This window comes from Paenibacillus phytorum (genome assembly GCF_013141715.1).
In the GTDB taxonomy this organism is placed as follows: Bacteria; Bacillota; Bacilli; order Paenibacillales; family NBRC-103111; genus Paenibacillus_E; species Paenibacillus_E phytorum.
The window spans coordinates 53,684-73,209 of the sequence record NZ_WHOA01000197.1; the positions used below are offsets into that span (position 1 = coordinate 53,684).

Here is a 19,526-nt window from a genome sequence, read left to right on the forward strand (position 1 = left end):
GCAAGTAATTTGAAACAAATTGAAGGCTATATAGACGTTCCTGGAGGCCGGGTTTGGTATACGCGAATTGGTGATGGAAATAAGACACCTCTAGTTGTCCTACACGGTGGACCTGGTAATACACATGATCCGCTAAAATCTGTTCTTCACGTCTTGGCTGACGAGAGGCCTGTCATTTTCTATGATCAACTTGGTTCTGGGAATTCAGATAGACCAACGGATCCATTATTGTGGAGAACGGAACGGTTTATAGAAGAATTAATAGCTATTAGGGAAGCGCTCGATTTGAAAGAGGTTCATCTTTTGGGCCATTCGTGGGGTACCATGCTGGCAGCATCTTACTTAATAGAACGCAAGCCTTCGGGTGTTCGCAGCGTCATTTTATCAAGTCCATGTCTCAGTGCGGAGCGTTGGAAAAAAGACGCGGACCAATTCTTGGCTCATTTACCCGAGGATGTTCAACTCACGATCACGCGTAATGAGGAACAAGGTACAACGGATTCAGAAGAGTATCAAGAAGCCATGAACGAATATTACAAAAGGCATGTGTGCAGACTGGACCCTCTGCCTTCAATCATTGCTGAGAGTCGTGCAAAAGCAAATAAAGATGTGTATATGACGATGTGGGGACCTTCTGAATTCAGTCCGCAAGGCAATCTGAAAACATACGATTGCACGCCACAACTTCATGAAATCCAAATCCCTACACTCTTCGTTTGTGGGCGTTATGACGAAGCGTCTCCAGAGTCGACCCACTATTATCAATCTATTGTCCCGGCGTCTGAGCTCCATGTCTTCGAACAAAGTTCTCATGTGAGTTACTTAGAAGAAACCCATGAATATGTAAGGATTGTCCGTGGTTTTTTGAGTAAAGCGGAGTGAGAACTACGCCGAACTCGAGTATATAAATGAGATGAGATCACTTCCACATATTGGATGAACATTTCTGACTAAGAGACGGTCATAAAGAGTTATATGGGTTCGAAGGTTATACGAGGATCAAACCATATTACTTACGATATAGGGGATAGTACATCTTGCTTAGACTAAAGGCGATTCGTTTAAAGAAGAGAAATGTAGTGTGGCTCATCCCGTTATTAATTCTTGGAACTGGTGCTTTTCCAGATATTCTGGACAGCGGTTGGTGGAATGCGTTAGGCATTATTCTTTTTTTGATTATCATTTTTGTATGTGGCTGGGATTGGTTTCGAGTGGTTCAGGAACAACGCGAACGCGAACAAATGTGAACCGAAGATCCAACGTTTTGACTGTATGTAAAAACCCCTACATGGGGTTTTTATTATTTATACCCTGACATAAGGCTGTCAGGGTATTTGCTGTATGATAAAGGTAACACTTGAAAAGACGCAAGAACAGTGAAAAAGGAGACGATATCTATGACTCATCCTGCACTAGAAATGTACGATTACCACGTATGGGCGAACCAAACCATGTTGAATCGATTAAAAGAACTTCCTCAGGACGTATACAATAAGGAGATTCAAAGCGTTTTTTCTACGATATCCAAGGCGATCGCTCATATTTACTTGGTGGATGCGTGCTGGTTAGACATTATTTCCGGTAAAAGCATGAGGGAAGCAATGGCCGATTCAGCTCAATTGACTGCTGGCGTAGAGTCGAAAGGCATTGAGGAAATGGAAAAGCTGTACGTCCAGATATCAGAGCGTTTTAAAACGTTTTTGAACCAACAGGAAAATATGGAGAAGAAGCTTATGCTCGATAATCCTTATACGAGACCGCGTGAAACCAGCTTATCTGAAATGGTTCTGCAGGTCGTCAATCACGCAACCTATCACCGCGGTAATATTACAGCTATGCTGCGTCAAATGGGGCATGCATCCGTGATGACCGAGTATGCGCTTTATTGGTACTCCTGAAATGATAACGGCTCTGTCGCAGTGGATGCGAACAGGGCCGTTTTGAGCTAATAACCTTAATTCATAGATGTTCCTTCAGTGAAAATTTGGAAAGATACGCCGAACTTGTCGGTAACTTGTCCATACGCAGGGCTAAAGTGAGTCTCTTGGAGCTCCATGATTACTCGACCGCCTTGCTTCAAAGCTTCATAAAACTGCTTTGATTTCTCCACGTCTTTTGCTGTAATACAGATGGTTACGTTTTCTCCCTTTTGAACGGTTTGGCCCGGAAATGTGTCGGATAGCATCAGGTTGGATTCACCAACTTGCAGCATCGCGTGTCCGACGAGTTCCATAGCTTCTGACGGTAAAGGAAAATCAGGGTTCGCTGGCATCTCACCGAAAGATTGAGAAAAAAGAACTTGGGCACCTAATGCTTTTTCGTAAAATTGAATAGCTTCCTTCGCATTGCCTTCCATTACTAGATAGGGGGTTAATCTCACTGTCATTATAAATGCCTCCTTGGATTTCACACTAAAATAGGTTACCTCTTATTATTACCATAGTTTCAATAAAAAATAAAGAACATTTGTTCGCATTGAGACACCGTTTCCTCCCGCATATTGAAAAAGCTGCCCTCTATCATGATTTTCCCTCATGTCGAAATTTATCATCCTATACTATAATAAAATAGATGAAGTCCGTATTTTCACGACACGAAAGGTGATGGAGACATCCATGAACAAGTCTCGAATGTGGTCGCCAATTCAACAACTATTTCATTCCTTTTCTTTAAAACAAAGAATATGGCTTACTTTTGTTGTTCTGATCACCTTGGGTCTGATGGCAACTGGCAGTATTGCGTATTTGATAGCTTCTAAGGAGATTCAGCGTAATGCCATGCAGTCTAGTCAAGATACCGTTAATCAATCGGCACAAATCGTGAATGAACGGCTGAAGAACATCGGCATTGCCATAAGAGCGTTGATGTTCAGCGATGCCTTTAAGCAATTAATGAAGGATGTACAAACGAATGATAGATCTAGCTACTACAAGTCTTTGACCTCATTGCAGTATGTCTTTTCCCAGGTGAAATTCAATGATTCGATGATTGAAAGTATTCTGATCGCCACACCGATCGGGGATTTTTATCCGACCTCCAGTGTGCGGAACACGGCGAATTCATTTTATAAATCGGAGATGTATGAGCACTTCAAGCAATTGAATCGTGGTTTCTGGAGCAAAGGGCATGTCGATCCATTTTTTACTGGTCAGCAAAGGGTGATTTCACTCGTTACAGAAGGCGTCGGCGAAGACTCTTTTATGGTTTATGAACCAACCAATGTATACGTCGTGGTCAATGTGAAAGAAGATGATCTGCGTGATCTCTTTATGGAAAACTTGACCAAAACGAATAAACAATATTATTTCATCGATGCCAAAGGAGAAGATGTGAATTACGCGGATAGGACGAGTAAGGACCATTTTATTCAAAAGCCCGCATTTTTTGAGCAATTGAGTGATCAAATGAAAGGCTCTTTTTTCTACACGAATGATAAGAAGGACTACTTAGTTAATTATTCGCGACTGGAAGTGAAGGACGATTGGATGATTGTCAGTGTTCAAGCGAAGGATGACTTGTTGGCCAAATTGAATGGGATTAAAAGAGCAACCACCTATGTGATTATCGGGTTTATTATTTTATCGCTATTCATAACGAATAATTTAACCTATCTGCTTTTAAAACCGCTGTACAGACTGCAAAAGCTGATGAAGCGGGTGGAAGAGAATGATCTTTCAGTTCGTTTTGAAAGCGTTTATAAGGACGAAGTATCCCAGGTCGGATTCCGTTTTAACCGGATGCTGGACGAAATTAAGCAACTTATTGAGGACGTGAAGAACCGTGAGCGCGATAAGCGGAAGGCTGAAATTAAGGCGCTATCGGCCCAGATGGACCCTCATTTTTTCTATAATACATTGAATACGATTTACTGCAAATCGGTTTTGGGCGAAAACGACGACGTGAATGAAATGATCCTGGCGCTTTCGCAAATGTTCCAATTAAGCCTTAGCGGAGGGCGCGATCTGATTACATTGGGTGATGAATTGGAGCATGTTCGTCAATATTTGGCCATTCAGCAAAGGTCCTATGAGAATTTGTTCGTATGCGAATTCGAGGTAGAGCCGGAGCTGCTCACATGCTTGGTACCAAAGATTATGATTCAACCGCTAGTTGAAAACTGCATTTTACACGGTTTTAAAGATATGACTTCAGGTGGGAACATTCAGATTAGCGCTTGTACCGAAGGGGACTGGCTGCATATAACGGTGGAAGACAATGGGCATGGGCTTGTGCCTGAGAAGCTCCTTCAGGGTATTGTTCACCCGACAACGTCCAAGCATGGCTACGCGCTGCGCAATATTTATACCCGCTTACAGCTGTATTTTGGCGATCAACAGCGAATGGAGATCACCAATAACGACTTAGGGGGAGCACGAATTGAACTATGGATCCCAAGCTATGAAGGAGAGGAGGATTTCCATGAACATGAACCGACTGGTTAAATTATGTGTCGTTGATGATATCCGAAGCGTTGTGGACATGATTACGAAGAAGATCCCGTGGCATGATCATGGCATCGAAATCGTGGGAAGCGCAACCAATGGTGAGGAAGGGTTGTCTGTCATTCGTGAAAGCTTGCCTGATATTATTCTAACCGATATTCGGATGCCCAAGATGGACGGATTAGAGATGACACGCAGTATATTAGAGGTGCTGCCGAACAGTAAGGTCATTATTTTAAGTGCTTATACGGATTTTGATTATGCTCAAAAAGCCATTCAATATGGCGCGCTTGATTATGTGAAAAAACCTTTCTCTGTGGATCAAATCGTGAAAGCCGTTGTGAAAGCCAAAGAAGTATGGGAGCAGGAAAATCTTAGCCGTACGCACGTGCTTGGTCTTCAGCAGAAGATCAAAGAAAGTATGCCAGCTCTGCGGCAGGAATACTTATCTCTGCTCGTCCATCATCAAACCAGTGAAGCGGAGTTGGCTAGATTGTCGGACTTCCTGGACATTAATGAACTGAATCCTCCCTTTGCGGTGATGACGATTCAGATCGATCAGTTCACGGACAAGTACGGCGAGGTCCCTGTTAAGGAGCTTGAGCTTGCACGGTTCTCTCTGCAAAATATCGTGGAGGAAACGATTTCCTTCTATACGACAGCTGTCGTGTTCAGGGAAGCGTTTAATCGATACATTTGCATTTTGAATATGGCGTCTGACGAGCCTCCGGTTGAAATTGCAGATCACTGCTGTGCAAATATCGCGAGACACACCAAGTTCACGATTTCAATTGGCATCGGTCAAAGAGTGAGTGCGGTGCAGGAGCTTCCGAAAAGCTATCAGCAGTCGCTAAGCGCGTTGTCTTATCACTTCTATACAGGCGGCAATGGTGCGTTTAGTTACAACGCCGATTCGCCAGAGCTCCCTGTGGAGTGGATTTATACCGAGGATAGCGAGAATGAGTTTCTGTTCGCTTTCCGTTCAGGTAATTTGGATAAATGTGTGGAATGGGCGAAGGGCATTTTCAACGAGATGGGCAAAGCGTCTGTCTTACCTGAGCCGGGTGTCGTCGAACGTTTGCTGCAAGGACTCGTGTTACGGATGCTGCGGGTTCTTTTGGAAAAATTTCCGCGGGCGAGCATGGTCGATTTCGAGTCGAAAGTCCATGAAATTAGAGGTGAGAGCGGTGCGGATCTGCAAGAGTATCGAGAATGGTTCGTTCAATTGTGCGATATCGGCTGCCGCATGATTAATCAGGAGAGAGCAAGTGAGTCGCAGAAAATCATTTATCGCTCTGCGGAATACATCAAATCGAATCTCCATTTGGATTTGACCTTGGAGCATTGCGCGAAACAGGCTAACTTAAGCTGGGGGTATTATTCGAATTTGTTCAAGAAGGTAACCGGAACTGCATTCCAGCAGTTCGTAACCATAGCGAAGATAGAACGTGCGAAATCCATGCTCATTGAAGACTACCAAGTGCAAGAAATCGCGCAGCAGCTCGGCTATGAGCATAGGCGGTATTTCAGTGAAGTTTTCAAGAAACAAACGGGCCTTACGCCGACTGAATTTAAAGATATGTCTCTGGGCAAGTCCTCGAAGCTATGAGGGTTTGCTTTTTCTTTAACTGAATGGGGTAAAATGTAGAAATATCTGCCCTTGTTCATGAGTTGACCACATTATCAGAATGAACGAATTCTTTTAGTATAAAAGTGTAAACAAAAGCATTTCCAGAACGATACAACGTGTTCGCAAACAAAAGGGAGGATTACAAATGGTAAAAAGAATTGGGACGGTCACTTTAAGCGTTTTACTGGCAGGCAGCCTGGTTGCTTGCAGCAACGGAAGCAACAATGCGGCAACTAGCCCGGGAGCATCCGCCAAGCCATCTGAACAACCCGCTAGTGCAGCTTCTGTAAAGAAAGATAAGACGAAGCTGACTTATTGGACGGGTGATCGTCATGATATGGATTACATTAAAAGTGTTGTGCAGAAATTTAACGAAACGAACGGCGAGAACATTGAAGTCGAAATGGTTGTGAAGACGGAAGATTTCAACCAGGCGATTGATTTGGCCTTCGCTTCCGGACAGGCACCTGATATTCTCCGCGTAAAGGAAAATACGATCCAACCTTTTGCGCAAAAAGGATATTTGAAGCCAATTGATTCCTACCTAGATGATGCGATCAAGAAGAAATTTCCAGTCATTGATGATTTCAACCGGATTGATGGGAAAATGTACAGTCTTCCGAACTATGGTTCAACACTGAGACTTGTTTACAATAAAGAGCTTTTCGCCAAAGCGGGCATTGCTGCTCCTCCGAAAACATTGAAAGATATGGTCGAGGATGCGAAGAAAATAACGGCTGTAGGTAAAGCTTCCGGCTCTTATGGTTTTGCTCAAAACTTCAAAAGCCCGGAAAGCGCATTAGGACGTTCGGCAAGAGTAATTGCTGAAGCGAGTGGTTACGGCGGACTTGGCTATGATTTCAGAACCGCGAAGTTTGATTTCACAGGATTCAAAGAAATCATTTCATCGTTCAAACAAATGGTGGATGACGGAAGTACGCTGCCAGGTATGGAATCACTGGATATTGACCCGCTGCGCGCGCAATTCGCGGAAGGCAAAATCGGGATGTACATCTCCTTCTCATCAGAACCAGGAGTTTATGCGAATCAGTTCCCGGCCAAAATCGAATGGGCAGCCGCACCGGTTCCAACGATCGATGGAACGATTAAAGGCGCTACATCGTTCTTGGGAGGTCAGTGGTTATCCATCAGCAACACAACCAAAAATGCAGACCAAGCATGGAAATTCATGCAGTTCATGTATACGGACGAAGTCTTGAAAACGTACCATGAAAAAGGTTTCGGTCTATCCATGGTGCCTTCTGTTTCTTCCGTAGCGAAAAAACCGGAAATCAAAGGTATTGATGGCTTCCTTCCAGTTGGAAACGACGGCACTTGGCCGCTGCAGCCTACTGTAACTGTTGAAGGTATGAAAAAAGATGATGCATTTTTCAAATACATGATCAGTGGTGGGAACTTGGATCAAATCATTCAAGATCTGAATAAGCGCTACAATGATGCTCTCGATAAAGCAGTAGCTAAAGGTACAGTGAAAGTGCAGCCAAATCCAAGCTTCGATCCGATGAAGCTGATGATGAAATAATAGCTATTGATATCGCGAGAGTGGAGTGAATAACTCCACTCTCGCTCTCTAAGTATAGATATTACAGGAGGGAACGGGATGAACAGGACACGCCAGATCGGGTTTTCATATTTATTTTTATTTCCAAGTTTTCTACTGACCATGGTGCTGGGCGTCTATCCGATTGCTTGGGCTATCCGATATATGTTTTATGACTACAAGGGGTTCGGAGAAGCGTCGTTTATTGGATTTGATAATTTCAGGAGGCTTTGGCAGGACACGGAGTATTGGCACTCTGTCTTGAATACATTCATTTATGCAGGCGGTAAGTTAATCATTACTTTGCCATTATGCTTGGTGCTAGCCGTTATTCTGAATCAAAAGCTGCGCGGCCGCAATTGGCTAAGAGCCATCTATTTCATGCCGACGATCATTAGTTCTGCTGTCATGGCTGTCGTATTTTTCATTATTTTCAACTCCTATAACGGCATTCTCAATCAATATTTGCTGAAGTTTCACATCATCTCCGAAAGAATCGATTGGCTCGGTCCCAAACATGCCCTGTTCACGACGATCATCATCGCTGTATGGGGTGCTGTAGGCAACTACATGCTGCTGTTCCTTGCCGGTCTTCAAAATATCCCGAACGATGTGTATGAAAGCTCGTCGCTGGACGGCGCAAATAAATGGCAGCAATTCTGGTACTTAACCATTCCAATGTTAGGGCCAGTGCTGCAAATCGTGATCATGCTGGCGATTATTAATTCGCTTAAAGGGTATGAAAGCATTATGGTTTTGACCGAAGGCGGCCCGGTAGGAAAGACGGAAGTGATGTATTTGTACGTGTATAAGCTTTTCTTCCCGACACCATCAGGGACACTTGTGGACCAACAATTCGGCTACGGAAGTGCCGTTGGATTCGTTACAGCCGTCATTGTAGGCATCATCACACTAGCTTATCATGCGATGTCTAGACGTCTGAACAAACTTCAATGAGGGAGGATGCTGGGAAAATGGAAGTTACAGAAACGTTATCGAATGTACGGATAAATAAACAAACCCAGCCATTTTCATTTACGAAAATAGGCGGAAGAGTACTGTTGTGGATCTTTTTACTAGTAACAGCCTTACTGATTGTGTTTCCTATTGTTGTTACTTTTCTTGGCTCCTTCATGTCTAATATCGAGATTACGAAAGGTGGAAATATTTTTCCATCCTCCTGGCAATTCGTGAATTACAAAGAAGCCTGGGTACAAGCCAACTTCGCTCGGTTTACATGGAACAGTCTCTTTCTAAGTGGAGCAACAACGTTCGGAACGCTAATCGTAGCATCGATGGCCGCTTATGTGGTTGACCGGATTAAATTCCCCGGTAAAGCCATTTTCGTTGCAATTCAAGCATCTACTATGTTCATATCGATTGGCGCCGTTGTTATCCGGCCACAATTTGAGCTTATGGTCAAACTCCACCTGCACACAAATTTATGGGGTGTCGTCCTCATTCTGGTGAGTGGCCACGCGTATATTTTCTTTATTTTACTGAGCTTTTTACAAGGTATTTCCCGGGAATTAGATGAGGCTGCGCGTATAGACGGCTGCTCGAACGGCGGGATATTTTGGCGAATTATTTTACCTTTGATGCGTCCGGGATTGGGTGTAGGGGCACTGTTTACTTTTTGTGGAGCCTGGAATGAATATTTACGACCGTTAGTATTTACGATGACCAATCCCAAACTCCAAACGTTAACCGTCGGATTATCCTATCTGCGCTATGGGGCATCGGCTGCGGTTCAAACGCATTATATGCTGGCAGGAGCTTGTTTATCGATCTTACCGCTGCTCGTCGTGTATATGATCGCGAATAAATCGTTCATGCAAATGACGGCTGGTTCACTGAAAGGCTAGAATACAAATATCATTTGGAGGTTGTCTACTATGGTTTTACCTGTACCTGGAATTTTAAAGTCGAGTCCATTCATTCATCGTCATCCTGCTAATCCGATTATGGACGCGGATAGGGTTCCTTACCCGACTGCGCTTGTATTTAACGCGGGCGTTACCAAATTTAACGGTCAATATGTCATGATTTTCCGCAATGATTATGGTTCCAGAAGTGAACAAACACTTGAGCCGCATTCCACGACGGATCTTGGGATTGCGTACAGTCGTGATGGGATCCATTGGGAGGCTGGACCGAAGCCTTGCTTTAAGATGAATGATGGAGAAATTATTCGGGCCTATGACCCTCGATTGACGGTTATGGACGGTCGATGCTACATGTGCTTTGCTGTGGATACGCAGCATGGGATTCGCGGAGGTATCGCCGTTACCGATGATTTTGAAAACTTCGAAGTACTCAGTTTATCGACTCCGGATCTTCGCAATATGGTGCTGTTCCCAGAGAAAATCGGCGGCAAATACGTTCGTTTGGAAAGGCCTTTTACCGTATACAGCCGTGGAGGGGCAGATCGATTTGACACATGGATCTCCGATTCTCCGGATTTGAAATATTGGGGCAATTCCGATCTTCTGCTGGCGGTTGAGCATGTTCCCTTCGCCAATGATAAAATCGGGCCTGCCGCTCCTCCTATAAAAACAGAAAAAGGCTGGCTGACCACGTTTCATGCGGTGGATATAGATCAGACAAGAGGGAAGAACGGCTGGGAACCTACTTGGAAAAAAAGGTATACAGCAGGTCTCATGCTGCTCGATCTCCACAATCCGAAAAAAGTAATCGGCATGTATCAAGAGCCCTTGCTTGCGCCGGAAGCCAGCTATGAGATCGACGGCGGATTCCGTAACGATGTCATTTTCCCTGGAGGCATGATTTTGGAGCCATCAGGAGAAGTGAAAATCTATTATGGCGCTGCTGATGCGGTGGTCTGTTTGGCTACAGCACATGTGGATGATCTTGTTCAATTATGCTTGAAAGCATGAGGTGAAGGTGAGATGAATATTTGGGATAAACTTCATAATCCTCCTATCCAATATCGATCTGTGCCGTTATGGTCATGGAATGATAAATTGGAAACGGAGGAGTTGGAACGACAGATCGAGGAAATGCATAAAGCCGGAATAGGTGGATTTTTTATGCATGCCAGAGGAGGACTCCTTACTCCATATATGGGTGAGGAGTGGATGTCAGCTGTGCGGACTTGTATCGAGAAAAGCAAAGAGCTCGGTATGACCCCATTGTTATATGATGAAAATGGATGGCCGAGCGGCTTCGCAGATGGTAAAGTTCCAGCAATGGGGATCGCTTACCAGCAAAAAAGACTGGCCTATGAGCAAGCCCCTTTTCAGAGCCCGGCTGAGAGAACGATCGGTTTCTATGCCAAATCAGAACATGGCTATCGTTTACTATCATGTGAAGATGAGAGCAGCGCAGATTTAAGGTTTTTCTATGAAGTAAATCCATATTATATCGATACGCTAAGTATGGAAACCGTTCGTGCTTTCATTGAAACGACCTACGAGGCCTACTGGGAACGCTTCGGCGGAGAGTTCGGAGACGATCTGAAAGGTGTGTTTACGGACGAACCGCAGTTTGCTCGCGGGCAATTGCCCTGGTCGTTTGATTTGGAGCAAGCTTTTGAGTCCAGATATGGCTATGACCTGAAGGAAGCTCTTCCCGCTTTGTTTATGGATGTCGAAGGCTCCAGTAAAGCAAGATATGACTATTGGGAATGCGTAACCACGCTGTTCACTCAAAGCTACGCGAAACAAATTGGGGACTGGTGTGCTAGCAAGGGATGGTCGGCAACAGGTCACGTTGTAGATGAACAAGTACTCATGCATCAAGTGACATCAGTCGGGGATCCAATGGCTTTTTATGAGTATTTACAAATTCCGGGTTGTGATTGGTTAGGTCGATTTATTAGCGAAGAGCCTATTGTTCCTAAACAGGTAGGCTCGGTAGCCCATCAACTTGGAAAAAAGCAGACTATTACGGAAAGCTTCGGGTGTTCAGGCTGGAATGTCAGCTTTGAGGACCTTAAGCGAATAGGCGAGTGGCAATTTGTCCACGGTATTAATTTGATGTGTCAGCATTTGCAGGGATATACCTTAAGAGGCTTACGAAAACGTGACTATCCGCCTTCTCTATTTTATCAGCAGCCTTGGTGGGAGGATTATAAAGGTTTTAATGATTACTTCGCGAGGTTATCGATGTTGCTTTCTGAAGGAACTCGTCAGACCGAAGTATTGCTTCTGCACCCGATCCGGTCTGCTTGGGTTCAACAATGTGGTGAGGATTCTTCAGAAATCGAACCTTATCATAAGGCTTTTACCCAGCTTTCCCGTTGGATGTGCCAAACATTCGTAGAGCACGATTACGGCAGTGAAAGTATTATTGAACATCACGGTAATGTCAGTAACGGCAACTTTATTATTGGCGAAGCGGCCTATCGCGTTGTCATCATTCCGCCAAGTGTAACGTTAAACCGCGTTACGGTTGATTTGTTGAAGCAATTCGTTCTTCAAGGCGGTTGTCTTGTTGCATTTGCGCCATTTCCGACGCTTATTAATGGACAACTGGATAAGGAGTTAGATCAGCTAATTGAGAGCGCGCTCAAACCCGAATGGAATTCAAAAGCGCTGCTAAACGCCTTGTCAAGCACTGTATCCCCGTCAATCCGCATGTTGGATCGTGCCGGAGAAGCTATAACCGAGGATACAATGAATGTTCAGACATTAGCATTGGACGGCGCGATTATGTATTACATAGTAAATTCCGGTAAGGAACGCTATGAGTCCATACAGGTAGAGTTGTTTCGAAAAGGAAGAGTATCCTTAATTGATCTGGAAACAGGCGGGGTTACACCTATCGAACAGGAAGATACCGATTGTGGCGTACGTATTCCATTGACCATTCACCCGGGGCAGTCCTATGTTGTGAAGATTGTGCCTGAAGAAGCAGCACAAAGTGAAGAGATGTTTGATATAAATAGAGCGACTTCTTGGCAACCAGAATCGAAAATCCTTTTAGATCATACTTGGAAGATTTCTAATATTGAGGAAAACAGTTTAACGCTGGATACATGCCGTTTACGTGTTGAAGATGGAGATTGGTCAGGACCACTGCCCGTGGTTTTCATTCAAGAGCTGCTTTTAGCTTTTGGTCGACCTGTTCATATTGAACTAGAGTTCGAATTCCAGGTTGCGTTTGATGTTGATCTTTCACGCGAATTATATGTGGTCTTGGAGAAGCCGGAAGATATCAAAATCGAAGTGAACGGGCGTCAGGTGGAATCAAAAAGCTGTGGCTGGTGGCGAGATATTTCTTTCCAAAAAGTTGATATTAGCGGCTTGATCGTTCCAGGAGTAAATCGAATTCGCCTTCAATCTTATTTCTACAACTCTTCTCAGACTTACGCAGCAATTGAGCATGCGCGACAGTTTGAATCGGAAGGAAACAAGTTGACGTTTGAAACAGAAATCGAGAATATCTACATCATTGGGTCTTTCGGTGTAGAGTCAAGTTCGCCGTACCTGAACGGAGAGCGTCAAGCGGTTCATACGATGGGGCCGTTTGTCCTTACGGAACTTCCTGTTTCCGTGCATACTGGGGATCTTGTCAGTCAAGGATTTCCCTTCTATAGCGGTAAAATTCATATGCAGCAAAAGGTATATATCGATAGAAACGATTGGATGGAGGCAAAATGGAGCTTTTCCACACCACCAGATACCATTGTCAGTCGGTTGTTTATTAACGGTCAAGAGGTTCGAACGTTCCTCTGGGAGCCTTATGAGGCAGACATCACTTCATTTCTACGTAAAGGCGATAATTGGATCGAGGTAGAAATGGCAAACAGCTGTCGAAATCTGCTTGGACCACATCATCACATAAAAGGCGAGCTCTATAAAGTAGGACCTGACAGCTTTAAAGATAAGCCCGGTTGGACTGATAGTGATATAGACAAGAATACGTCTATTTACACGGACCGATACACGTTCGTTCGATTCGGTTTAGATGCTTCGCCGTGTATTGAACTGAAATAAATAAAAGTAATATGTGCGAAATGACCTGCTAAGGCTGATGGCCTAGAAGTGGGTCATTTTTTGTCGGATTTTTAAAATTTTTGTCCAAAATAAGGTAGCAATCCCTCTGATTTTCGGCTAGACTGAAGGAAGCTATTTACGAATATAATGTTAAATTGGGGTGGCAGCATGGCTAAGAAAGGTTTATCTATAGGGAAGAAAGCAGCACCATTTCGACTAGATTCTACACAAGGTATGAAGGGACTAGAAGATTTCAAGGGCAAGCCGTTAGTTATTATTTTCTTGCGTGGAACATGGTGCCACAATTGCCAGAAACAGATGCCAGAGTTAAATGAGTTTTATGAACGATTTTTGGAAAAGGGCGTAAATCTCATTGCTATCGCTGGACAAAAGCTAGCCAACATCAAAGATTATGTTAACGCGAACGGCATCAAATTCCCCATTCTTTCGGACGAAACGAGAGAAATCATAAAGTCTTATGAAGTTTTTACGCCAATTAAATGGGACTCATTCCGAATTGCGATTCCAAGCACTTATATTATTGATGAACATCAAACCATTCGCTATTCCTATATTGGTGAGAACCAAGCGGATCGACCATCTGCGAAGGAGATTTTAGAAGTGATAGATACCCTTTCTATTGTCTCTGACCATGGTAACTCGATTCAAGAGGAGCTTCCGGTTTTCTTAGCGAATATGAAATCCACCCTTCAGCACGTGAATACTTCAGCTGCCTATGTGACGAAGAGTATAGAGGAGAATCTACATAATATTGAAGGACTTAAGAAATCTTCTCTAGGTAATTATGAGCAATTAGAGGAGTTTGTGAGCGTTTATGAGAAAAAGGCTGGGGAATTAAACCAATATAGTCATCAACTGAACACAACATCCGATGAATTCACGGATATTCAACAGTTGAATCAACAATTAAGTCATAACATTCAAACAACACGTGGATTGATGGATGAATTAATTAGTATGACCCTTGTCGTTAATGAGATGAGTGAGGTCATCTCCAAAATTTCCCGACAGACCAAAATTCTAGCGCTAAATGCATCCATTGAAGCAGCTCGTGCAGGTGAGCATGGGAAAGGCTTCGCCGTTGTTGCCCAGGAAGTGAGCAAACTGGCTCATGGAACGGAGGAGTCGGCAGGTAACATCACAGCGCAGCTGCAAGCGATTGATGAGAAAATTAATGAAAGCTTTTCGTCTTTCTCTACGTTTGAAGAAACGATGGATACGGTTAGAGAGCGAATTTCCGTAAACTCAGCCCATATCCTTACCATATCGGATGGAGTTAAAGTGATTGCCAATGACACGCTGCAGCTAGGTGCCGAACTGAACCACATCAAGGATAGCCAGCACCAAGCGCAAATTGATCTGAGTAAAATTGGGGAAGTTGAAACGACGATAAATAGTGAAGTAAGTGAAATCTTACAGGATATGCACTATCATGTGGATCAATTGAATGCTTTGGATGAGAGAACGAAAAAGTCGAAATAATGATCTCCAGAGTAACTGAAAACACCTTTTCATGTACGCATTCTAGCGTATTTTGAAAAGGTGTTTTTTTACCATTTGGACCTTATAACAAAACGGGTTGCCCCAGTTCCACGGATTTGTAACCCGCTAAAGCGACAACGGTTGAACGTAATCCATCTTCCCCGGTGATCGGCACCTGTTCACCATTCAGCAGCGCATGAACGAATGATCTCACCAAGTAATCATCCATGGAGTCACCCCAGAAATTCCATACGCCTTTTCCATTTTCCATACTATATAGCTCGTTTTTTTGAGCAAAACCATCGATGGAAATGGTTCCTTTCGTACCGATGATCGTCATAGTCACGTCTCCCCAGGTAGGGAACGACGCGTTCCGTGACCAGCTTGTATCTAAGACGCCAAATACGCCATTGGCAAACTTGACATGAATCATGCCAGTATCATCGATATCCAGGTTTTCGTTAAATAAAGTGGCTGAATACGCGTATACTTCTTTCACTTCGGATTTGGTAATCCAGTTCATCAAGTCCATGACGTGTACGGTATGATCCAACAAGGCTCCGCCACCGGATAACTCCGATTGGAGGAACCAACCTGACGGAAGCGAGCCACGATTTGTTCCCTTAATGGCAATGATATCGCCGATCTCTCCCTGTTCGACCGCTTCCTTCGCTTTAATAACCGAAGCCAAATACCGGCATGGAAAAGCAGTCATAAGCTGAACGCCGTTTTCTTTACAGGCGGAAATCATAGCTTCCATTTCGGAAACGGAGATGCCAAGCGGCTTTTCACAAAGCACATGCTTGCCGGATCTAGCAGCCGCTATCGTTATCTCTGCGTGACGGGCATTTTCCGAGCAAATGACAACGGCGTCAAGATCTGTGGCGAGCAAATCCTCATAATTTTCATAATAGGGCAGTCCATAATTGGTCGTTACATCTTCTACGCGGCTTTTGATCTCGTCAGCGATACCGGTGATTTCGACATTCGACATGGCCCTGAGCGAATTCAAATAAGAGTATGCATGGCCGTGCGCAAAACTGATCATACCTACTTTTAATTTCTTCATGCTGTCTCCTCCCCGAGCTTTGAGCTTAGCTGCAGCCCCACAGACTTCCCTGTCCGTACCGATTCCAGCGCAGCCATGGTAATTTCCAATGCTTTATAAGCATCATTAGCCGTTACGATGGATTCGCTTCCATCTCGAATGCATTGAATGAAATGAGCTATCTCCAAGTCATAGGGGCTAGAGAATCCTGGGCTTTGCGGAACTTCGGCGAAACGTCTGTCATCTGAATCGGAAGGGGCTTTGCAGATTTGCAGAGAACTGCTTTTTTGGCTGTCGCCGCGTATTATGCCTTTGCTCCCCGCAATTTCCACGGCAGTTTGGAAGGGGCCATGATATCCCCAAAATGCTTCCAGATTGGCAACTGCTCCGTTCTCAAAAAGAAGAGTGACCAGCGCGTAGTCGATGTCATTTACACGTTGATTCAAGCCATATACCGACTTAACTTCACCGATCGCCCAGCGAAAAAAGTCAATATCGTGTATCATGAGATCGGCAATGACGCCGCCGCTTTTATCCATATCGTAGAACCAAGGTCTGAGATTCCCAGGATGTGAGCCTATCCGTTTGGCATGAGCTACGCCGACTCGGCCTAATTTCCCCTCATCAATGGCTTGTTTCATTTGCACATATTCGGGGAAAAAACGAACAACGTGTCCGACAAAAAGACGAACGCCATTTTGTTCGCAGCATTGAATCATAGCTTCTGCATCTTCTAAATTAAGCGCAAGCGGTTTTTCACAAATCACATGTTTACCGGCTTCTGCTGCTTTCAACGTATATTCTTTATGTAAGAAGCTTGGCAATGTCACACTGACGACATCGAAATCAGTCTCTCCCAGCATGGCTTCAAAGGAAGAAAACGCACGTGCCCCTGTTTTCGTGGAAAGTTCTTGCGCTAGTTTGAAATCCGTATCGCAGACGCCTACCAGCTCCACATCTGGCATGTTAACGTAACTGAGGGCGTGTACATTTCCCATCCCCCCGCAACCAATAATGGCTACTTTCATGCAAACTCACTCCTCACTTTGATGTATAATTACTTCTAACTAAGTTATATCATATGCGTATTACTGGTTACCGTATATGCGGACATTTATTCTTTTTATATCCATATTAGTGCTGATTGAAAGTGCGGTGATTGAAATTTATGGACATTTTTAAAGAGCCGATCCCCTATCAAAACGCGTCGTTATGTATGAAAGTGTGGAGATTTACCCAGTCGGGAAAAGAACAGAAAGACGTGAATCCTTGGCATTACCATAAAGAGGTTGAGTTCATTTTGGTTGAAGAAGGGACTCACGAAATTCAGACGCCTAATCACGTCTACTCGCTTAATGCCGGGGATGTGGTAGTTATCGGTTCTTCCCAATTGCACAGAGGACGAAAAATCGGCGATAAGGATCTCGTCTACATCGTGCTGCACATAGACCTACAACCTTATTTCGATCCGGCTATGATGATGTATTACCGACATTTTTTAGAAATACTTCATCCTTTAGAAGAGCTGAATTACATTTTTAGGGAAAACGAAAAGGTGAAGAAGGAAATTGGCATGATTATCACGGATACACATAGTGAGGTTATGGGGAAAAATAAAGGCTATGAGATCGCAGTCAGCATGCATATCAAGCATCTGCTCTTGATGCTGCTTCGCCATGACAACCGGGAGTTGTTAACGACGCATGTCAATGTGGATGCAGATAGCGATATCATTCGGTCGCTTGTAGCTTTTGTGGACGACCATTTGACTGAGAAAATAGAAATGGGGGCGGTGAGCCAAATCGCCGGTATGAGTTACTCTTATTTCTCGAAATATTTCAAAAAAAAGATGGGATCATCGTTTACCGATTACGTTAATCAAAAGCGTATTTCTAAAGCGGAACGGCTGCTCGTTACCGAAAACCGTAGTGTGAACGAAATTGCCGAGTCTGTTGGGATAGAGAATATGGCCCATTTCTATGAGTTGTTTAAACGATTCAACGGATGTACACCTAAACAATATCTTCGAAAAATGAGTGTGGACAGCCAAATCAAATAAGTCTATGGTTCAAATAAAAGGTTGACAACCGCCAGGAATTGATTAATTATTTACATAAAACAAACCTGAAACAAACTAGAAGTCATAAAAATTGAATAGTTTTAGAGTGATAATGAATCAGAATGAAATCAGATGATAAGAGGGCTATCAGATCGCAAGGAGGAAATTCCATGATTGAGATTCGTAAAGTGAATACAAACGAAATGGAACAGGCTGTTCGTCTTTCAGATGAGACGTTTCGTGATGCTGAGCAAGTTTCGATGTTGAAAGCGTTCCCGGCTGCGTTCGACGCACGTCTCCAACAGTCATTAGGCGCATTTGAGGGTGAGGAGCTTGTCGCTTTCATGGGGCTTGTTCCCTCTGTCATACGTATCGAAGCCGTTAAACTGAGCGTGCTATCACTTGGCTCCGTATGCACAAACCCGAGCTATAGAGGAATGAAAATTGCTTCTAATATGCTGCACGAGGTATTAGCACAAGCCGATCGCATCGGATCAAGTATGCTGCTGGTTTCGGGAGACCGTTCGCTCTATATGCGTAATGGCTGCCATTATTTTGGCAGAGGTACACGCTTCATTCTATCTGCTAGTCATGAGAAGCTTTCGTCGTTCACTGCCAGTCCCGGCATTGCCATTCGGCGTATTGGTTCAGAAGATTGGTTTCGACTTCATGATACTGCTTCCAAACGTACAGTGAGGTATGAGCAAGGGGTGACAGAGCTTGCAGGCTTGATCGATAGTGAAGCCATCGCCAGCTGTTGTCATATGCAGCATGCTGTGTTTGCAGCGTTCGAATCTGACGGTATTGCTGCCTACGCTATCATTGCGGTACCCATGCAGGGTGCAGATGTAAAAAGAGAAGCCCCCTTTGTTGTAGAATGGGGCGGCAGTGCAGAAGCATTAGCGTCTGTTCTCCATCATGCTTTACGTGAGCAGAAACTGGACTGCCTTGAAGTCCCAGTTATGTGGTATGAAACCGAGCTGCTGAGTGTACTGGCGGATTTCCCGAACAAGATGATGAGGAACCATGGAACCATCCATATCGTTAATCCGGAGCGGTTGTACAGCGAACTATTGCCTTATTTGTCCGAGAAATCCTCTGCGGCCGCATCCAGATTAAGCCTTCGAAGATCGTCTGACGGAGGGGTCATTCTCCTGATGGACGGTGAGGAAACGGCAATCTTGAACGGGGAGGAGCTTGTTGCGTTATTGTTCGATCCGGAAGCTGAGCTTAACGTTCCCAAGCCGTTAGAAGACCTGTTAGGCAAGCTGTTTCCCGTTCCGTTTCCACATGCAGGAGGGTTGAATTTTGTTTAAGTCATTC

16 protein-coding genes are annotated in these 19,526 nt (G+C 44.2%); 13 read left to right on the forward strand and 3 right to left on the reverse strand.

Features of this window, described 5'->3' with window-relative positions:
• Nucleotides 1–9 precede the first annotated feature (9 nt).
• The 3 genes from GC098_RS27700 to GC098_RS27710 all read left to right on the forward strand — a co-directional run bounded on the left by GC098_RS27700 (nt 10) and on the right by GC098_RS27710 (nt 1,898).
• The gene (locus GC098_RS27700; protein WP_171646426.1) at nt 10–882 is read left to right on the forward strand and encodes a proline iminopeptidase-family hydrolase; all 873 of its coding nucleotides are present in this window, start codon (nt 10–12) and stop codon (nt 880–882) included.
• Between the two features lie 155 nt (nt 883–1,037).
• Nucleotides 1,038–1,247 carry a hypothetical protein gene (locus GC098_RS27705; protein WP_171646427.1) on the forward strand — a complete coding sequence of 70 codons (210 nt, stop codon included), beginning with the start codon at nt 1,038–1,040 and terminating at the stop codon, nt 1,245–1,247.
• Nucleotides 1,248–1,397: 150 nt separating this feature from the next.
• On the forward strand, nt 1,398–1,898 hold the full coding sequence (locus tag GC098_RS27710) for a DinB family protein (protein WP_171646428.1): 501 nt from the start codon (nt 1,398–1,400) through the stop codon (nt 1,896–1,898).
• Between the two features lie 56 nt (nt 1,899–1,954).
• Here the strand turns inward: GC098_RS27710 and GC098_RS27715 are convergent, their stop codons facing one another.
• Nucleotides 1,955–2,386 (reverse strand): VOC family protein, encoded by a 432-nt coding sequence (locus tag GC098_RS27715; RefSeq protein WP_171646429.1) that lies wholly within the window; start codon nt 2,384–2,386, stop codon nt 1,955–1,957.
• 229 nt (nt 2,387–2,615) lie between these two features.
• Between GC098_RS27715 and GC098_RS27720 the strand changes: the two genes are divergently transcribed.
• The 8 genes from GC098_RS27720 to GC098_RS27755 all read left to right on the forward strand — a co-directional run bounded on the left by GC098_RS27720 (nt 2,616) and on the right by GC098_RS27755 (nt 15,096).
• Nucleotides 2,616–4,442, forward strand: a complete 1,827-nt coding sequence (locus GC098_RS27720) for a sensor histidine kinase (RefSeq protein ID WP_171646430.1) — start codon at nt 2,616–2,618, stop codon at nt 4,440–4,442.
• Complete coding sequence (locus GC098_RS27725) at nt 4,420–6,051, forward strand: response regulator (RefSeq protein ID WP_171646431.1); 1,632 nt, start codon at nt 4,420–4,422, stop codon at nt 6,049–6,051. The genes GC098_RS27720 and GC098_RS27725 overlap by 23 nt, the downstream gene beginning before the upstream one ends.
• A 166-nt stretch (nt 6,052–6,217) precedes the next feature.
• A complete protein-coding gene (locus tag GC098_RS27730; protein WP_171646432.1) occupies nt 6,218–7,615 on the forward strand; it encodes an ABC transporter substrate-binding protein in 1,398 nt (465 codons plus the stop codon).
• 78 nt (nt 7,616–7,693) lie between these two features.
• Entirely contained in the window at nt 7,694–8,590 is an 897-nt protein-coding gene (locus tag GC098_RS27735) for a carbohydrate ABC transporter permease (RefSeq protein ID WP_171646433.1), read from the forward strand.
• Nucleotides 8,591–8,607: 17 nt separating this feature from the next.
• Nucleotides 8,608–9,498 (forward strand): carbohydrate ABC transporter permease, encoded by an 891-nt coding sequence (locus GC098_RS27740; protein ID WP_171646434.1) that lies wholly within the window; start codon nt 8,608–8,610, stop codon nt 9,496–9,498.
• Nucleotides 9,499–9,528: 30 nt separating this feature from the next.
• Nucleotides 9,529–10,530 carry a glycoside hydrolase family 130 protein gene (locus GC098_RS27745; protein ID WP_171646435.1) on the forward strand — a complete coding sequence of 334 codons (1,002 nt, stop codon included), beginning with the start codon at nt 9,529–9,531 and terminating at the stop codon, nt 10,528–10,530.
• A 12-nt stretch (nt 10,531–10,542) separates the two neighbouring features.
• Complete coding sequence (locus GC098_RS27750; RefSeq protein ID WP_171646436.1) at nt 10,543–13,593, forward strand: glycosyl hydrolase; 3,051 nt, start codon at nt 10,543–10,545, stop codon at nt 13,591–13,593.
• A gap of 147 nt (nt 13,594–13,740) precedes the next feature.
• Nucleotides 13,741–15,096 carry a redoxin domain-containing protein gene (locus GC098_RS27755; protein ID WP_216625448.1) on the forward strand — a complete coding sequence of 452 codons (1,356 nt, stop codon included), beginning with the start codon at nt 13,741–13,743 and terminating at the stop codon, nt 15,094–15,096.
• Between the two features lie 82 nt (nt 15,097–15,178).
• Here the strand turns inward: GC098_RS27755 and GC098_RS27760 are convergent, their stop codons facing one another.
• Together GC098_RS27760 and GC098_RS27765 are read right to left on the reverse strand one after the other, a co-directional pair.
• Nucleotides 15,179–16,165: a Gfo/Idh/MocA family protein gene (locus tag GC098_RS27760; RefSeq protein ID WP_171646438.1), complete on the reverse strand. Its 987-nt coding sequence runs from the start codon at nt 16,163–16,165 to the stop codon at nt 15,179–15,181.
• Nucleotides 16,162–17,172 carry a Gfo/Idh/MocA family protein gene (locus GC098_RS27765; RefSeq protein WP_171646439.1) on the reverse strand — a complete coding sequence of 337 codons (1,011 nt, stop codon included), beginning with the start codon at nt 17,170–17,172 and terminating at the stop codon, nt 16,162–16,164. The genes GC098_RS27760 and GC098_RS27765 overlap by 4 nt, the downstream gene beginning before the upstream one ends.
• Before the next feature lie 140 nt (nt 17,173–17,312).
• On the opposite strand from GC098_RS27765, the gene GC098_RS27770 reads away from it, so the two are divergent.
• Together GC098_RS27770 and GC098_RS27775 are read left to right on the forward strand one after the other, a co-directional pair.
• The gene (locus GC098_RS27770; RefSeq protein WP_171646440.1) at nt 17,313–18,203 is read left to right on the forward strand and encodes a helix-turn-helix domain-containing protein; all 891 of its coding nucleotides are present in this window, start codon (nt 17,313–17,315) and stop codon (nt 18,201–18,203) included.
• Nucleotides 18,204–18,373: 170 nt separating this feature from the next.
• Nucleotides 18,374–19,519, forward strand: a complete 1,146-nt coding sequence (locus GC098_RS27775) for a GNAT family N-acetyltransferase (RefSeq protein ID WP_171646441.1) — start codon at nt 18,374–18,376, stop codon at nt 19,517–19,519.
• The last annotated feature ends 7 nt before the right edge of the window (nt 19,520–19,526 follow it).

Coding starts and splice junctions, on each gene's coding strand:
- GC098_RS27710 (WP_171646428.1), top strand. CDS start 1,398: ATGACTCATCCTGCACTAGAAATGTACGATTACCACGTATGGGCGAAC.
- GC098_RS27715 (WP_171646429.1), bottom strand. CDS start 2,386: ATGACAGTGAGATTAACCCCCTATCTAGTAATGGAAGGCAATGCGAAG.
- GC098_RS27720 (WP_171646430.1), top strand. CDS start 2,616: ATGAACAAGTCTCGAATGTGGTCGCCAATTCAACAACTATTTCATTCC.
- GC098_RS27725 (WP_171646431.1), top strand. CDS start 4,420: ATGAACATGAACCGACTGGTTAAATTATGTGTCGTTGATGATATCCGA.
- GC098_RS27730 (WP_171646432.1), top strand. CDS start 6,218: ATGGTAAAAAGAATTGGGACGGTCACTTTAAGCGTTTTACTGGCAGGC.
- GC098_RS27735 (WP_171646433.1), top strand. CDS start 7,694: ATGAACAGGACACGCCAGATCGGGTTTTCATATTTATTTTTATTTCCA.
- GC098_RS27740 (WP_171646434.1), top strand. CDS start 8,608: ATGGAAGTTACAGAAACGTTATCGAATGTACGGATAAATAAACAAACC.
- GC098_RS27745 (WP_171646435.1), top strand. CDS start 9,529: ATGGTTTTACCTGTACCTGGAATTTTAAAGTCGAGTCCATTCATTCAT.
- GC098_RS27750 (WP_171646436.1), top strand. CDS start 10,543: ATGAATATTTGGGATAAACTTCATAATCCTCCTATCCAATATCGATCT.
- GC098_RS27755 (WP_216625448.1), top strand. CDS start 13,741: ATGTTAAATTGGGGTGGCAGCATGGCTAAGAAAGGTTTATCTATAGGG.
- GC098_RS27760 (WP_171646438.1), bottom strand. CDS start 16,165: ATGAAGAAATTAAAAGTAGGTATGATCAGTTTTGCGCACGGCCATGCA.
- GC098_RS27765 (WP_171646439.1), bottom strand. CDS start 17,172: ATGAAAGTAGCCATTATTGGTTGCGGGGGGATGGGAAATGTACACGCC.
- GC098_RS27770 (WP_171646440.1), top strand. CDS start 17,313: ATGGACATTTTTAAAGAGCCGATCCCCTATCAAAACGCGTCGTTATGT.
- GC098_RS27775 (WP_171646441.1), top strand. CDS start 18,374: ATGATTGAGATTCGTAAAGTGAATACAAACGAAATGGAACAGGCTGTT.